Source organism: Pseudomonas sp. FSL R10-0399 (assembly GCF_009600165.1).
Classification (GTDB): Bacteria; Pseudomonadota; Gammaproteobacteria; order Pseudomonadales; family Pseudomonadaceae; genus Aquipseudomonas; species Aquipseudomonas helleri.
Map to the genome: position 1 here is coordinate 1 of NZ_WIWK01000040.1, position 13,633 is coordinate 13,633.

A 13,633-nucleotide genomic window follows, 5' to 3' on the forward strand; every position below is an offset into this window, starting at 1 on the left:
AGCGCTTGGGCTGGAAGACGCCGTACGAAGTGCATACAGGGGTGAGCGTTGCACTTATGTGTTGAATTCAGGCAGCGCATTGATCTGTTTTCCTGAGCTAGTTCTGCTTCGCCCTAGGCCTGAATCGACTCAAGCCTTCGGGCTTGTGCTGGTCAGGTTTATACCTGCATTACCCGCCAAGCCCTTAGAGCTCTTGGCGTTTTAACTCAATGCCTGCGCTCTACAGGTCAGAGAAAAACCATGAAATCCAAGTTGAAAATTGCTGTATTTGGCGCCATCGCTGCCCTTGCGGGTATTAGCTTCGGTGCCCTGGACCAAATCCAGCACGACCGCCTTGTGGCAGCCGAACTGTACGAAACCTGCAAATCCCAGCCTGCCCTGGCTGCGTGCGTAGATCGTGATTTAGCTGTCCGTAGCGTCCACTACATCTTCAATGGTCAAGAAGTCCGTGATCGCAACCCAATCACTGCCTTTGGCGCCAACGAGTAAGGAGGTGGATATGGAAACTCAAAAACTACGTAATGAGTTCGCAGTTCGCGCTGCGCACCTTCGTGAAAACTTCGTGGGTACTACTCCATCGCTGGTGAAACTTGACGCTTTTGTCGAGGAAGCCGCCAAGGAGTTGGACGCGAAACAGATCATGTTGGACGAAATGTTCAAACTCTTTGATGAGTTGGGCATGGGCATGATCTATAAAAACTCGATCAACCAGTACGGCTTTGCCCTGGCTGATCCGAGTGAAGAAGGAGCCTTCCGCTATCAGCTTTTTGATGCGAAAGGGTTCTTTGGCCACTCTACGTTTACCACTGCCGAAGAAGCGATTCTGGAGCTGTGCGATAACGGATTTACTGAGCTGGTTGCTATCGACACTTTGGACAAGTTCTCAGCTACTCGGGAATGGAAATTCTCGACTGAGGCACTTGCTCTACGCACAGGCGTGGAGACAGGCAAGTACACTTGGAAAGAGGCTCAGCGTAAATACGCTGACCTTGAGATGAAGTACGATCCTGACCTCTGGGTCGCTTGATGGTCTGACAAAAGAAAAGCCCTCTCACGATTTCGTGGGGGGGCTTTTTTTCGTCCTCAGTTTCTTGGCCGGCTTGCTCGGACGCCATCTGTTGTGGCAAAGCTCTACAAAAGTCCAAAATCCGAATCTGTCGCAAGTTCGGTTGAACCCGGCAGGTGCTATCAGTAGGTTGAATCTCCCAGCGCCGAGGTACACATGACCGAAATTCTAATAAACACCGCTCTATTCCTACTTTGTGCCTTCGCAGCCACCTACACCCCATGGGTGAAACGGTTAGCAGGTATTCGCGCATCATCTGCCCACCAAGTTTCATTTGGTTTATTGGTGCTTGATCTGTACATTTTTTCACTGAATGAGACGATCCGTGAATCTGGCACTCTTTACGGCGTGGCGTTTAGCTTTATTCCGCTCGCTGTCGGTGGATTCGTTTTTTACTCCATTCGCACTTCCAGCCGATAGGAGCGGGGCTCAGACCCTGTGGTGGGGGATGACAGAATTTTCGGCATGTCGCTGACACAGCAATTCAAAGGCGATCATGGTTCCACTTAAACATGAGGCCACACGCCATGCCGACTCAACTCCATGCCATTCTTGCTGACTCTAAGGCCGTCTTTGCTCGCGGCCTAAATCTGTACCCGAGTACCCCTGACGCCGCTGTCTTCAATGCACCGCGTCCGTTGTTAGGCGCAGAGCTTCCACGTAACGATTGGCTCCATGGGCGCTTCTTTGTAGAGGTCAATTTGGCGGATTTGAACGCTTCGGAAATCGTAAAGAGGAATAATGAACTCGATGCGCGTTTGGTCATTTCGTGTACTGATGCTGAACTGATCGAAATGATGCTGATCGGTAACAAGTATCGAGAGCGCTATCGCGAGTATGCTTTCGCGGATCAAATGAGCATGCTGCTGCCGAACCTCTCCAAAATTCAGTCCCTGCCATATGGTGAGGCTGTTTCGTTGCTCGATGCGGCTCAGGCCTTGATTACGGCTGATAGTGCTCCCTAGTAGCCATTAACTAGTGAGTGAGAGTCCCGCTAGATGTTTGGATACCTCTTACCTTTGCGGTCTCCCCTCCTTGGATTTGAGGGAGCGGAGGCAGTAGTCGGGCGAATGGAGCATTGTTAAAGGCGCGAATCGCCTTCGAGGTGTACCATCAGGTTAACCTCAGTGCTACTTGCTGGAGCCCCTGCGATCCAAGCCGATTTTATATCGGAACCTCTGCGCGAACCGATTTGACACCCTCATGCCCCGGTTGGCACCCTCGCAGTTGCCAAGTGTTCATTTAATTGTTCAAGACGTGAGGGGCATAGCTTTGAAGGATTGACGCTGAATGACCTTGCTGACCCGTTTCTATGTAAACCCTGATGCACAGGGAATCCTATGACGAGGCTTTTCGAGAATCAGGATGGAATCGCACTATCTGACAGCCCTGCTTTAGAACCACGTCCTACGGACACCGTTCTGCCCTTCCAAGCAGCTGGCCGATGGAAGACGGTTGATGCCTACGCCATGCGCCGGATAGTCCCTTTGAAGGGCGAAGACGGAAACATCATTGGCTACCGACCGATGATCCAGCAGGGTCGCGGTGTCAATCGCAAAAACTACTACGAGGTTTTCAGGATCACGCCAGAGGTTGATGCTGCAATGGCCTTGGCCATGGCGCAAAGGTGGCGCGATAACATGGAAGCCGAGCTGGGCATCGACATAGGCCAGATAAGCTCCAAGTCCGCATCGAGGTTTGTTCCCGGAATCAGCTTGATCGTTTTTAGCAAGCCTCCGTATCGAGCTTGCTGGAAGTGGTCATCCCCAGGCAATACTCCTGTCACGAAGTACATGGGTAAGCGCTTGGGCTTCCAAGCATCCTACCGAGAATTGGTTCAGCGTATCTGCGAAGCCTTGAGCCTAGAAATGCCTGACGAGCTTATCGCTCCCACTCCTAACCCCTCTCAATACGCGTCACTCTGCGCGATGGGTATCGAGGAATTGCCTGATCGGCGCAGCGTCCAACTTAGCTGGGCAGCTCGCCAATTACAGTAAGTCCACCCAGTTGAGTAGCGCCGGCATACGCGCTGCTCCTACCCTTGAGTCCTTACTTCTCAAGGCCCAAGTTTTGAATATCAAGAGTATCGTCGTCCTACTCGCCGCCAGCTTGGCTTGCAGCTCTGCCCTAGGTGCTGAGCCAACTATTCAGGCCGTCACTTTCAAGCACCCTGATGGCCGTTCGGCCCCTGCTGAAATCTACATTGATGGCGAGATAACTCCTGCCCTGCCCCGTCAGTTGGCGGCGTCACTGGCCAGCAACAGTATCGAGCGCGGAACGATCTATCTCAACTCCATTGGTGGCGACCTTCAAGCTGGTCTTGAGTTGGGAGAGTTCATCCGCAAGACGGGTTTCAATACAGCCATTGGGAAGCGAGGGAATGCTTATGGCAAGCCCACTCCGGGATCGTGCCAGAGTGCTTGCTTGATGACTTTCGCCGGTGGCGTGTATCGCTTCGCTGAGCCACGTACCTTCTTCGGCATTCATCGTTTTTATTCTCGATCATCTGGTTCGGAAGATTTGGCTTTAGGACAGGTTTTATCAGCTGCGATCACTGGGTATTTGCTTCGCATGGGGGTGTCTCCCTCGCTATTTGAGAAGATGGTTAATGCCGGCGCTTCTCCGCAAAAACTCTCTGTGGGAGAGGCATTGAAACTCAATCTGGTCAATAACGGTGTACTGCCAGTTAACTGGTCCATCGTGGGAAAAGGTGGCAAGGTCTATCTCCAGGGTGAGCAACGGACTTGGAACGGAACAGGTCGTGTGCAAGTCGCTTGCTCCAGGGCGGAGGGTATGACGCTCACAGCCCAGTACGACGCCGAGCAGAACACACAAAAGATCAAGGCTGATGCCAAGCACCTATCTCTACGCTTGGATGGGGGGTTCATGGGCGTTGAAAAGGGGGCCTTAACGCGCCCTATAAGTATCAATGACGGATTCCTTACAACGACATTCAGAGTGTCGAGAAATGCCGCGTACGAGCTTGCAGGCGCTAGAAGCGTCGGGTTTGCATGGTTGCCGGCTGAAACCTGTAGTGGTCTAATGAAACCGGACACCCATTTAGGCGAGAATGCTCGCCATATCGAGGTGTCAGATGACCAAGCAACGTCGTGTCTTTTCCGCTGAATTCAAACGCGAGGCTGCTGACCTCGTACTCAAACAAAATTACAGCTGCATCGAAGCCAGTCGTTCACTCGGCATTGGCGAGTCGGCCCTGCGCCGTTGGGTCAGTCAGCTTCTGCAGGAACGCACAGGCGTCACCCCGCAGAGCAAGGCGCTCACCCCAGAGCAGCAAAAGATCCAGGAGCTGGAAGCCCGAATCGCCCGTCTTGAACGAGAGAAATCGATATTAAAAAAGGCTACCGCGCTCTTGATGTCGGAAGATCTCGAGCGTTCGCACTGATCCATCAGCTAAGCGCCCATGAACCTGTTGACTGCTTGTGCAAGGTGTTCGAAATCACCCGTTCGACTTACTACGCCCATCGCCTCAGGCGGCGTTCTCCGGGCGTTGAGAGAATTCGATTACGCAGTCGAGTCAACGAACTGTTCACCCAGAGCCGAAACGCTGCTGGCAGCCGAAGTATCGTGTCGATGATGCAGGATGATGGCGAGCAGATCGGGCGTTTCAAGGTGCGAGGCTTGATGCGGGAACTGGGGTTGATCAGCAAGCAGCCTGGCTCGCATGCCTACAAAAAAGCAACGGTCGAGCGGCCTGACATTCCAAATACACTGAATCGTAAATTCGATGTTCCCGAGCCAAACAAGGTTTGGTGCGGTGACATCACCTACATCTGGGCGCAAGGGAAATGGCACTACCTGGCCGTGGTTATGGATCTCTATGCTCGCCGGATAGTGGGCTGGGCGTTATCAGGAAACCCGGATGCTGACTTGGTCACCAAAGCACTGGATATGGCCTATGAGCAACGCGGGAAGCCTCAAGGGCTGCTGTTTCATTCGGATCAGGGATCGCAATATGGAAGTCGCCACTTCCGTCAGCGTCTGTGGCGGTACCGCATCAGCCAGAGCATGAGTCGCCGGGGCAATTGTTACGACAACTCGCCGATGGAGCGAGTATTTCGCAGCTTGAAAACCGAGTGGATACCTTCAGTGGGTTATATGTCGGTTCAGCAGGCACAACGAGACATCAGTCATTATTTGATGCATCGCTACAACTGGATACGGCCTCACCAATTTAATGGCGGGCTAACGCCGGCTCAGGCCGAGAAAAAACTTAACGTCGTGTCCGGGATTAGTTGACCACTACAACCACAATTTTCTATGGCTTTGACCTCTCCACTTCCAAGCATACGGATCTTGTCAGTTCGTTCATCCACCATTGCTCCGACAATTAATCTTCAGTGCCGCCGATGACACAGCAATTTCGGCCCGAGAATTCAGCAATCACCAAACAGGAATAATCAGATGCTGATTCCACACACAGAGCTTGATCCTCAGACGCTCGATCAACTGCTGAACGACTACGTTACTCGCGACGGCACCGCTGATGGCACGTATACAACGCTGGAAGAACGGAAAGCCCAACTTCTAAAAAGCCTTGAGCGTGAAGAAGCTTTCATCACCTTCAACCACGAATATCAGCAGGCATGCCTCATTCCAAGGCAAGAGGCACCCGCCGAAGCTTTGAGTGAATTTGAATCTGCAAAAGCTAAGCGCGTTTTGGAGCGCGAGGAAGCTGCGTACGAGGCTAAGTGCAAAGAGGGGTTCGATCAGCTTTACCAAAAGATGCAGGATAGCGAAACGTTTCCGATCCCCCTTGGCCGCACAGTCCAGACCCATGGGGTCCATGTGTTACAGGTTGAAGGCAAGGTTTCGCTTCTAGATTTGCAAGAGGTGCTTCGCAAGCACTCCCTAGGCGACTACGGATTGGTGTCTTGGGGCGACAAGTTAAAGAACTTGGAAGCGATAGCCAAAAAAGACTACATGCTCTCTCGATATGAGGTGCGTGGCCATTCTCTGTGCGTAGAAATGATGACCGGGCACCCACAGACAATGGTTCGACTCCCAAGCGACTATTGATCCTTTCTGACTAGATCGAAGCGGCCACGAAGCATGGTCGCTGCAACGCATAATAATTTAGGAGTCCACCTTGTTCAGTAAGAACCCCTCAAAGGAAAGTCTGCGGCAAATGCTGGAAGCTCACAGCGTGAACGCAATTCTTCTAGATAGCTCTGTACTCAAGGTCTACGCAGCCGAACAGGCTCCGTCTAAGTCCCCATACCGGCCAAAGAAAAAAACGGAGCCCGATGTTTACCAGCTGGAAATTGAACGTCTGGCCCAAGCTCAAACAACTGGAAGCATTGCGCATGTACCTTTAGCCTCGACCAGTGCGGAATTGGATTTCAAGGCACTGGAAGTGGAAGCTGTGGCTTTCATGCGCAAGCGTTGCAGGAAGTGATAGCAGTTCAGTTGAAACCAACAGGGATGTGGGGCAATTCTGGCACGATGTTCTTATAGGGCTCTGCCATGCTCCCCCGTTTTGTACCCCTCCCCTTAGCGCTCGCAATCCTATCCGGCTGTGCCGCTACCAACAATTATGATTCGACAGCCAATCCTTTTGATGAACCCCCACATCTGATCGTTTCTGCTCCAGCTCCACAACCTGCACTGGAGCCTATTCCGTCAACTGTTGAGCAGCCAAGTTCCAGGCAAGCGCGAACCAGTGAGCAGCCTCAACGAGGCGAAGCCCAGACATTCGGTGTAACCGATGTACCGTTGCAGGTCAGAGTTGTGGAGTCCGTTGATACTGCTGTGAGCCACCATGCCGTGGAAATGACTGAGGAAGCGGACAGAATTGGATCGCTAGGTGACGTGCAAGGTAAAGCCGACCTTCTTTCCCAGGCTGGGTACTCAGGAAACCCGAAGGCTTTCTACGACCTCGCTCGGATGTATTTGGATGGGACACTTCCAAAGGACATGTCCCTGGCAGTCAATTTCATAACTATGGCCCATGAGGCCGGGTATGCGGAGGCTACTCGCGTTCTCGGTATGCTCTACATCCGTGGTCAGGGTGTGGTGGAGGATGTTGGTTACGGCAGGAAGCTTTTGGAGCATGCCAGTAAATCCAGCCCGAGAGCAGCGCGTGAATACGGCCAACTGCTCACAAACCAGTCACAACCCCACCTTAATGACCCAGACCTTGGGATGCAGTATCTGCGGGATGCGTCGGATCGTGGGGACCGCGATGCTGCTCTTTTTCTCTCAGCCGCTCTTGCCAAGGTTGGGCGGACTGCCGAAGCGGAGCAATTCACTCTGCAAGCTGAGTCGTTACCCTCCCCGGCCCCTCAACCGGTCCCCAGGGGAGACGTTAAAAGCAGGGCATTGAAAGGGGACACGTCAGCAATGTTCACATATGCCCAGCAAGTGTTGCTTCGCAAAATCCCGTCTCCGAACCCAGAGTTTACGGCTTACTGCTGGCTGAGCGTAGCCAAGGATATGGGGAGTAGTGAGGCTGCAAATGAATTGGGCTTGATAGGTGGCGTGCGATCCATCAGCGATAAGAAACAACCTGGACGCCTCGATCAGTGCATCAGTGATCTGCACTATCAAATAAGCGGCTCCAATTAATCAGGCAAGAGCCTGGCACTGCGCCGGGCGACAAAGAATCAAGGAGTGCTGCATGACGGCAAAAAAACGGGTGATGGTTCTCGATGATTCGAAGACTATCCGAACCACCACAGAAGGCTACCTCCGTGAGTTGGGCTATGACGTTCATTGCTGCACCGATGGCATCAACGGAATCAGCCATATTGTGAGCTTTGCTCCAGATATTTTGCTGATCGACATGGAAATGCCCCGCCTGAACGGACTTGAGACAGTCCGATTGATCCGTGGCAACAGTACGTTTAAGAGCACACCCATCGTAATGCTTTCGTCTAAAGACGGCATGTTCGACATGGCCTTGGCCACCGATGCAGGTGCCAACGACTACATCGTCAAACCCCCACGAAAGGACGCAATCGAAGCTGTTATCAAGAAGCATCTTGGGTGATGGGGATGAGCAACCGTCCCACGACGCTAATCTTCATTCAGGCACCAAATTTCTTCCTGGCAGGCGCTCCGCTTGACACTTGGGAGGTGCTGTCCGATGCCAACTGTACGTACGAGGTTGAGTCGAATGGTCGGCTGATCCGTAAGGATAAATTCGACGGTTCACGCTGGGTGTCGCCAGATTTCACAGGCAGCTTTACGATTTCGATTACGCCGAGGTACGAACAGACCGCCCAGGTGTACGTTCTTTTCGTTGTGTGTGGCATGGTTACTCATATGCACCAGACCGAAGGACAGTCCATAACAGCTCTGTACTCAGGCAGCTGGAAGTGGATTCTTGAAGCTTTGGTGGTGGACAAGGCGGCCGTTGAATCATCTGTGTCTTACAGAGGTTGTATTCAGCTGATCAAGAAAGCAGAGTCTGACCCTGGCTACAAGACAGGAGACTCAAAATTAGACTCGATGATCGGCATGGCACTTTGCCGTCCAGCGCTTATCCAAGGCAAATCACCGCGCAATGCGCTAGAGTACTTGGAAGAACACCAGCTGCGGGCCGTTACCGGCTGGTTACGAGCTACCATCACCGACTGACAGTGCAGCATGACTTTGGGGCACTGTCAGCGGTTGGTTGAACCAACTTTTACTGAGTGTCCCCATATGGGCAACACGTGTCATGGTGCACATATCAGACCTAACCTCACACTTGCCGTTTCAGGCAAGAAGCTAGGGTCTGAGAGCAGCAAATCTGATGATTTAGCTGCAATACAACAATTCCTTTCCCGTGAAATCGAGGATCGGCTCGGTGCAGATTTTTCCACGAAAATGCCCGTCGAGTTGATGGAATCTTATTGTTTGGCGACGGTTAGACACAATGAACCTACCGCCGCGCTTCTTTACGAGCTGATTACGAACTTTATGAAGGCGTACGCGAATCCTGAAACCAATGCTGACGCGTTGAAGGCTTTCGACTACCTCGCTCATCTGGCTGAAAAAGCTGCGCCGTAGCCAGATTACTTTCGCCACTTCCAGTTCTGTTGCCTGACGATTTCTCTCTCGGGTAATCCTACCCCCGCTGACACACCCCCTTCCCCACTGACCATTACTCCATCAAATTTGGAGTATTGGTCATGACTGATCAGCAACTTTCTTTCCTTTCTGCTGAACCTGCTGCGTTTGACGTGAATGCAGTTGATGACGCTTTGATCCGGTCTGTTCCTTTAGACGGTGGGACCGTTGGCGCTGCGCTTGCTCAACGGGCAGTCGATGACTGGGTGTTAGGCCTTGGCTTCACCAATTGGAAGTCGCTTATCGACCATGCTCTCCAGACAAGCCATTTCGAGCTTTATGCTTCCGAAGATGGTTGGCTCGGGTTGCGCAAGCATGGCTATAGGTATGCGCCGATCCCTCGGCTCCCTGCGGGTGGTTCGGCATACGTTCAACAGCGATTGTTGGTGATTGCCTCAGCGCGGAACGCTGCCCTGGACCGACAAGAGAAAATGGTCGCAGCAAACCCTCATTTTGCTCACAAGTGTGTAATCGAAAATGGTTACTGCGACCTGACGGTGAAACAGGGCGTTCATGTGATTCGTGCCGGCCTCCAGGTCGATGACCTTAATTTCGATGATTGCCCTGGCCAGTCCATCCAGTTGGTCAAACAACTGGAGCATGTGCTGTTGAGTGCTGGTGTTCAAAACGATGCGCATTTGACTAGCGGGTGCAAATCCCTAGCGGCACACATTGTCCGATTAGCACTCGGTGTCCGCTGATGGCTCGGCGTAGGCAAATTCACCATGGCTTGCTGCGTAGCTGTAGAAAGACAATCGGGCTTTCCCAGCAAGAGCTAGGCGACCTGCTGGGCGTTTCAAGAAATACGGTCAGAAGCTGGGAAGTAGGAAAGGAGCCGCAATTCTTGCCTCACATCTGCAAGGGTTTGATCGCCTACGTTGTGCTTCCGCATATCGCCATAGAGCTTTCCGGGGGGTGCTTGTCCACTATCCGTTCACGTATGCGGCTTCATCAGGAACAACTCGCTGAGCAGTTGGGAGTTTCGCGCTCAACATTGTCACGCTGGGAAAATGACACACCCCCTCGTTGGGTATCATTTGCGATTACTGCTTTAGCATTCAAGGACTAACGACTATGTACACCTTCACACACCCTCTTGCTCCGACTATCACCTACACGTGCGACCTGCCGGTTTCCATCGCGTCCTACGCTACCGATCATTTGTCCGAGTATGATGTTTTCGTGATTGAGTCGTTGTCGTCGCAACACGGTATCGGCATCGAGGTTGTCGAGAAATCTACCGGCATTGCTCTGGGCATTGTCACCATTCATTAGGGACTAGGTAATGACGAACACCGTTTGTGCTCAGCCAAAATTGTCAGCTGTTCAGGCTAATGTTACGCGTTGGCTCAGCCAAAGCTGGCACGCTCGCGTATCCCACGGCACAGCAGTCGAAATCAATGGCGAGCGTATTTGCAATACTGCAACTCTCTTAGTGCTTGAGCGGCACGGCCTAGTTTACAAGCAACCCTGCGGGCTCTGGTCTGCTACCAGCGCCGGGAAGCAGATGAACGCGCAGTTTGGCGAGTCGGTTGTTGACTAGCAAAATTTCCGCGCATGCGCGGAAAAAAATCCGCTTAGCAGCGATTCAAAAAGCCGCGCATGCGCGGAAATAACAAATCGGGTTGCACTGTTACATTGCCAGGAAATTTGTACATGCGTGAGATAACCGATCCCTTCGCTCTCTACTATCGCCTCAAGACACCCTGTTCCAAGTGCCCTTTCCGAAAGGATTCACCGATTGAGTTAAGGCCTGGGAGGCTTGAAGGGATAGTCGAAACTTTGCTTAAGGACCAGACGAGCACATTCACTTGTCATAACACCTTTTCGAGCACTCGCGATGATGATGATTGTGATGATGATGCCGAAGATTCTGGATCAATCGACTACCGGAATGGTGAAAAAATGTGTGCTGGGGCAGCAGCCTACCTTATGAAGGTGCAACGACCATCGGTTGGGATGCGCTACGCCATGCACTCTGGCAGCATAGCTTTTGACCAATGGGACAAGGCCGCTGTTACGGTTATTGACCCGATCATTTTGAACACAAAATACTGAGTGCTGGCAGACCCTATTAAGGGCTAATGGCACCATTGCTAGACAAGCGGTGACAGCTGCTTGGGGGGAGCTTTACTTGAAACTCTGCAACTTTGTGAGAGCCTATGAACGTAGCCTCATAGCCCTGAATCAAGAAACACTTGATCTGGATGGGCGCATTGCCCGTATAGAGGTCAAATGCGATGCAAGACTCGAAAGTCGATTGGCGTCGAAACTTGCGCTCTACAGGCGCCAGCGGGAAGCCTTGATCTACAAGCACCGTGGCGCAGCGAGTTGGATCACCACAGTCGCCCAACCAATTTTCTCTGTCATTGGTAAGCGTCTAGGCGGCGCCTATCAAGGCTTTTTCAGTCAGGCGAGTGAAACTCACGTCAGTATGCGGTTCCTGCATTCCAAGCTTGGCCCTGAGTGTTCGCTAGAGCTGAAAATGACGTTGGCTCGGCTGTGTACCGAGCCATCAAGCGAGTTGGCTAGCTTTCGCATCAAGCGGTCCATCGTTACGCCCATAGCCGGGCGTAAGGATGATGACCTGCCACTCGAAACTTCAATCTGTGACGTACTTATTCCGTTGGAAGCAGTTTAGTTCCGTCAGCAGTGACCTTCGTTCCGCCAATCAGCTTGCCTTCGATCTTCTCAACTACGTCGTGTTTCAGACTGGGAATGCCATTGTTTTGTTGCTCAATCCGGTATCGGTTGAACACCAAAATATCAGGTTCCGGGATGCAACCGTGTTTAGCATCGCACTTGGCTGGTTGCTTGTTCCGAAGGGGTTCTATTTGAAGACACTCAATATCCGAATGACGGGCCTTGCAATCAAAGCCTTCGAGGCGAAGATCGTTAACCGTATTCCTTGTTGATGGGCTTGGGTTCTCGATCCAACTGCTCGCGCAGCCGGTGATCAAGCCGCTTGCAGCGACGACAAAGCAGATTTTAAGCAGCATGTTCAATTTCCATAGCATGAATACCACAACGCTACTGCGGGGGCGCTGTGAGTTCCACTCAACTCGACGTACTTAAGGGTCATTTATCAATGCGAATGAGATACAAGGTTCAGACAGCTCTATTGGCTGCTGTCTGTCTGGGAATCACGACTTGGGTTGGCGCACTGGCATTCAAGGATGCGAAACCATCGGCTAGCTCTAATCAGTCAGAATCTCAGAAAACTTCTGCGTCAGGAAATGGGGCGCAGAATTTCGGCCAAGAACATTGGCAATCGATGGATGATTTCCGCAAGGGTTTGCCGGTACTACTTTCGAACTCGGACAAAACCCCTGGTACATTCAACGTTGAGGCGTTGGCTCGACAACTCTACAACGTTCGGGTTGGAGGGCTACCTGTTTGCACACCTGATGAGGTTAGCGCCCAACAGTACATTTACCTTTCCGAGATTGCTCATAAACTGGAGCGCTACCAGAATGCCACCATCCAACTAAATGTACTGCTAGATAATCCACACGGTATATCGGACTGCCAGTTTCGAGTACTTGATGGTGCAACATATATTCCTGGCGTCACACAGAAAGCACGTTAGTGAAATTTCCGCGCATGCGCGGGTTTTTTATTGAGCCTATCAATTTTGCGTTATCGATAGGACTTATCCATTCAAGACCTATGGCCATGGGCAACTGACGAATCTCCATCTTGCTCCTACGCGAAATCTACAGGCCTATCACCCTGTCGAAATCACAGATTTCGCGTAAGCGCGCCCTCACCATTCGATCATTCTGCATATTCCAGAGAGAAAACCCTTTGTTTACAATAGGTTGCGCTCTGGTTTGAACAGAAATATATCCATATGACTGATCCCGTTTACGGGCTCAAAACTCCTAAAAACTGGCCATATTCCGCGCATGCGCGGGATTTCCGTTTCTACCTATTAAAGGCGAGCATCTAATAGCAATTATCAATTATTGCTAGCCTGATGACACATCAGAGCTCAGGGTCAAATAGGTCATCACTAAAGCGACCGAGGTTCACCCTATGTCTGATGAAGAAAGCACTTTCACTGAGCGTGCTAGCTCTTGGCTGAAAGAGTTCGAGCCGACGCCAGAGCAGATTCAAAATGCGTATTCGAAGATGCTCTGTAAGCTCGACAAGAATCCTGAGATTATCTGCGCAGATACCGAAGAATGTCTTGAGTTGCTTGTTAAAGCGTATGGAGGTGCTGGTGGCGCTGTTGACGATTTACTTGCCACTGTCGAGGCGGCGAAGGCCACTCAGCCTCAGATACAACAAGGCCACGGCACTGCCACTTTCGATTTAGGGAATCTCTACGAGGTCAACGATGGACCTGCTGTAGAGCTTTCAGCAGAAGAGAAACGGGATGCTTTTTTGAGGCTCAAAGCCCAGATTGGCGGAATGCCACTAAAGCGGGACTTGATCGGCTCCAGCAGTGTGTTCTGACCAGGAGGGTGGATCAATCCAGTTGCGCATTGC

Annotated in this window: 21 protein-coding genes; 20 read left to right on the forward strand and 1 reads right to left on the reverse strand. The window is 51.8% G+C overall.

Going from position 1 to position 13,633, the window contains the following annotated elements:
* Positions 1-240 precede the first annotated feature (240 nt).
* The 18 genes from GHO41_RS13540 (at position 241) to GHO41_RS13625 (ending at position 11,780) form a co-directional block, all read left to right on the forward strand.
* A complete protein-coding gene (locus GHO41_RS13540; RefSeq protein ID WP_153433815.1) occupies positions 241-489 on the forward strand; it encodes a hypothetical protein in 249 nt (82 codons plus the stop codon).
* 10 nt (positions 490-499) lie between these two features.
* Positions 500-1,027, forward strand: a complete 528-nt coding sequence (locus tag GHO41_RS13545) for a hypothetical protein (RefSeq protein WP_153433816.1) — start codon at positions 500-502, stop codon at positions 1,025-1,027.
* Positions 1,028-1,222: 195 nt separating this feature from the next.
* Entirely contained in the window at positions 1,223-1,486 is a 264-nt protein-coding gene (locus GHO41_RS13550; protein ID WP_153433817.1) for a hypothetical protein, read from the forward strand.
* 107 nt (positions 1,487-1,593) lie between these two features.
* A complete protein-coding gene (locus GHO41_RS13555; RefSeq protein WP_153433818.1) occupies positions 1,594-2,031 on the forward strand; it encodes a hypothetical protein in 438 nt (145 codons plus the stop codon).
* 522 nt (positions 2,032-2,553) lie between these two features.
* Positions 2,554-3,063 carry a hypothetical protein gene (locus GHO41_RS13560; protein WP_153433819.1) on the forward strand — a complete coding sequence of 170 codons (510 nt, stop codon included), beginning with the start codon at positions 2,554-2,556 and terminating at the stop codon, positions 3,061-3,063.
* 73 nt (positions 3,064-3,136) lie between these two features.
* A complete protein-coding gene (locus GHO41_RS13565; protein ID WP_153433820.1) occupies positions 3,137-4,192 on the forward strand; it encodes a hypothetical protein in 1,056 nt (351 codons plus the stop codon).
* Positions 4,161-5,323 (forward strand): IS3 family transposase gene (locus tag GHO41_RS13570; RefSeq protein ID WP_153433821.1). Its coding sequence is split into 2 segments (ribosomal slippage): positions 4,161-4,416 and positions 4,416-5,323, totalling 1,164 coding nucleotides; the frame shifts between segments, so codons are not numbered across the junction. The genes GHO41_RS13565 and GHO41_RS13570 overlap by 32 nt, the downstream gene beginning before the upstream one ends.
* A 165-nt stretch (positions 5,324-5,488) precedes the next feature.
* The gene (locus GHO41_RS13575) at positions 5,489-6,103 is read left to right on the forward strand and encodes a YheU family protein (protein WP_153433822.1); all 615 of its coding nucleotides are present in this window, start codon (positions 5,489-5,491) and stop codon (positions 6,101-6,103) included.
* Between the two features lie 70 nt (positions 6,104-6,173).
* Entirely contained in the window at positions 6,174-6,482 is a 309-nt protein-coding gene (locus GHO41_RS13580) for a hypothetical protein (RefSeq protein WP_153433823.1), read from the forward strand.
* Between the two features lie 374 nt (positions 6,483-6,856).
* Positions 6,857-7,651, forward strand: coding sequence for a tetratricopeptide repeat protein (locus GHO41_RS13585; RefSeq protein ID WP_153433824.1), 795 nt, complete (start codon positions 6,857-6,859; stop codon positions 7,649-7,651).
* 52 nt (positions 7,652-7,703) lie between these two features.
* Positions 7,704-8,075: a response regulator gene (locus tag GHO41_RS13590; protein WP_153433825.1), complete on the forward strand. Its 372-nt coding sequence runs from the start codon at positions 7,704-7,706 to the stop codon at positions 8,073-8,075.
* 5 nt (positions 8,076-8,080) lie between these two features.
* On the forward strand, positions 8,081-8,665 hold the full coding sequence (locus GHO41_RS13595) for a hypothetical protein (protein WP_153433826.1): 585 nt from the start codon (positions 8,081-8,083) through the stop codon (positions 8,663-8,665).
* A 66-nt stretch (positions 8,666-8,731) separates the two neighbouring features.
* Entirely contained in the window at positions 8,732-9,079 is a 348-nt protein-coding gene (locus GHO41_RS13600; RefSeq protein WP_153433827.1) for a hypothetical protein, read from the forward strand.
* A gap of 122 nt (positions 9,080-9,201) precedes the next feature.
* The gene (locus GHO41_RS13605) at positions 9,202-9,840 is read left to right on the forward strand and encodes a hypothetical protein (RefSeq protein ID WP_153433828.1); all 639 of its coding nucleotides are present in this window, start codon (positions 9,202-9,204) and stop codon (positions 9,838-9,840) included.
* Positions 9,840-10,208: a helix-turn-helix transcriptional regulator gene (locus tag GHO41_RS30730; RefSeq protein ID WP_153433829.1), complete on the forward strand. Its 369-nt coding sequence runs from the start codon at positions 9,840-9,842 to the stop codon at positions 10,206-10,208. The genes GHO41_RS13605 and GHO41_RS30730 overlap by 1 nt, the downstream gene beginning before the upstream one ends.
* Positions 10,209-10,213: 5 nt before the next feature.
* A complete protein-coding gene (locus GHO41_RS13615; protein WP_153433830.1) occupies positions 10,214-10,414 on the forward strand; it encodes a hypothetical protein in 201 nt (66 codons plus the stop codon).
* 381 nt (positions 10,415-10,795) lie between these two features.
* Positions 10,796-11,197: a hypothetical protein gene (locus GHO41_RS13620; RefSeq protein ID WP_153433831.1), complete on the forward strand. Its 402-nt coding sequence runs from the start codon at positions 10,796-10,798 to the stop codon at positions 11,195-11,197.
* 76 nt (positions 11,198-11,273) lie between these two features.
* Complete coding sequence (locus tag GHO41_RS13625; RefSeq protein ID WP_153433832.1) at positions 11,274-11,780, forward strand: hypothetical protein; 507 nt, start codon at positions 11,274-11,276, stop codon at positions 11,778-11,780.
* Here the strand turns inward: GHO41_RS13625 and GHO41_RS13630 are convergent.
* Complete coding sequence (locus tag GHO41_RS13630; protein ID WP_178126512.1) at positions 11,758-12,138, reverse strand: hypothetical protein; 381 nt, start codon at positions 12,136-12,138, stop codon at positions 11,758-11,760. The two genes, GHO41_RS13625 and GHO41_RS13630, sit on opposite strands and share 23 nt — an antisense overlap.
* Positions 12,139-12,185: 47 nt before the next feature.
* Between GHO41_RS13630 and GHO41_RS13635 the strand changes: the two genes are divergently transcribed.
* A complete protein-coding gene (locus tag GHO41_RS13635) occupies positions 12,186-12,728 on the forward strand; it encodes a hypothetical protein (protein ID WP_153433833.1) in 543 nt (180 codons plus the stop codon).
* 449 nt (positions 12,729-13,177) lie between these two features.
* Positions 13,178-13,600 (forward strand): hypothetical protein, encoded by a 423-nt coding sequence (locus GHO41_RS13640; protein ID WP_153433834.1) that lies wholly within the window; start codon positions 13,178-13,180, stop codon positions 13,598-13,600.
* The last annotated feature ends 33 nt before the right edge of the window (positions 13,601-13,633 follow it).

What these genes read in the sequence shown, in the direction of transcription:
- GHO41_RS13550 (WP_153433817.1), top strand. Translation starts at nt 1,223, where the DNA reads ATGACCGAAATTCTAATAAACACCGCTCTATTCCTACTTTGTGCCTTC.
- GHO41_RS13615 (WP_153433830.1), top strand. Translation starts at nt 10,214, where the DNA reads ATGTACACCTTCACACACCCTCTTGCTCCGACTATCACCTACACGTGC.
- GHO41_RS13555 (WP_153433818.1), top strand. Translation starts at nt 1,594, where the DNA reads ATGCCGACTCAACTCCATGCCATTCTTGCTGACTCTAAGGCCGTCTTT.
- GHO41_RS13545 (WP_153433816.1), top strand. Translation starts at nt 500, where the DNA reads ATGGAAACTCAAAAACTACGTAATGAGTTCGCAGTTCGCGCTGCGCAC.
- GHO41_RS13605 (WP_153433828.1), top strand. Translation starts at nt 9,202, where the DNA reads ATGACTGATCAGCAACTTTCTTTCCTTTCTGCTGAACCTGCTGCGTTT.
- GHO41_RS13620 (WP_153433831.1), top strand. Translation starts at nt 10,796, where the DNA reads ATGCGTGAGATAACCGATCCCTTCGCTCTCTACTATCGCCTCAAGACA.
- GHO41_RS13630 (WP_178126512.1), bottom strand. Translation starts at nt 12,138, where the DNA reads ATGCTGCTTAAAATCTGCTTTGTCGTCGCTGCAAGCGGCTTGATCACC.
- GHO41_RS13590 (WP_153433825.1), top strand. Translation starts at nt 7,704, where the DNA reads ATGACGGCAAAAAAACGGGTGATGGTTCTCGATGATTCGAAGACTATC.
- GHO41_RS13600 (WP_153433827.1), top strand. Translation starts at nt 8,732, where the DNA reads ATGGGCAACACGTGTCATGGTGCACATATCAGACCTAACCTCACACTT.
- GHO41_RS13595 (WP_153433826.1), top strand. Translation starts at nt 8,081, where the DNA reads ATGAGCAACCGTCCCACGACGCTAATCTTCATTCAGGCACCAAATTTC.
- GHO41_RS13585 (WP_153433824.1), top strand. Translation starts at nt 6,857, where the DNA reads ATGACTGAGGAAGCGGACAGAATTGGATCGCTAGGTGACGTGCAAGGT.
- GHO41_RS30730 (WP_153433829.1), top strand. Translation starts at nt 9,840, where the DNA reads ATGGCTCGGCGTAGGCAAATTCACCATGGCTTGCTGCGTAGCTGTAGA.
- GHO41_RS13540 (WP_153433815.1), top strand. Translation starts at nt 241, where the DNA reads ATGAAATCCAAGTTGAAAATTGCTGTATTTGGCGCCATCGCTGCCCTT.
- GHO41_RS13640 (WP_153433834.1), top strand. Translation starts at nt 13,178, where the DNA reads ATGTCTGATGAAGAAAGCACTTTCACTGAGCGTGCTAGCTCTTGGCTG.
- GHO41_RS13575 (WP_153433822.1), top strand. Translation starts at nt 5,489, where the DNA reads ATGCTGATTCCACACACAGAGCTTGATCCTCAGACGCTCGATCAACTG.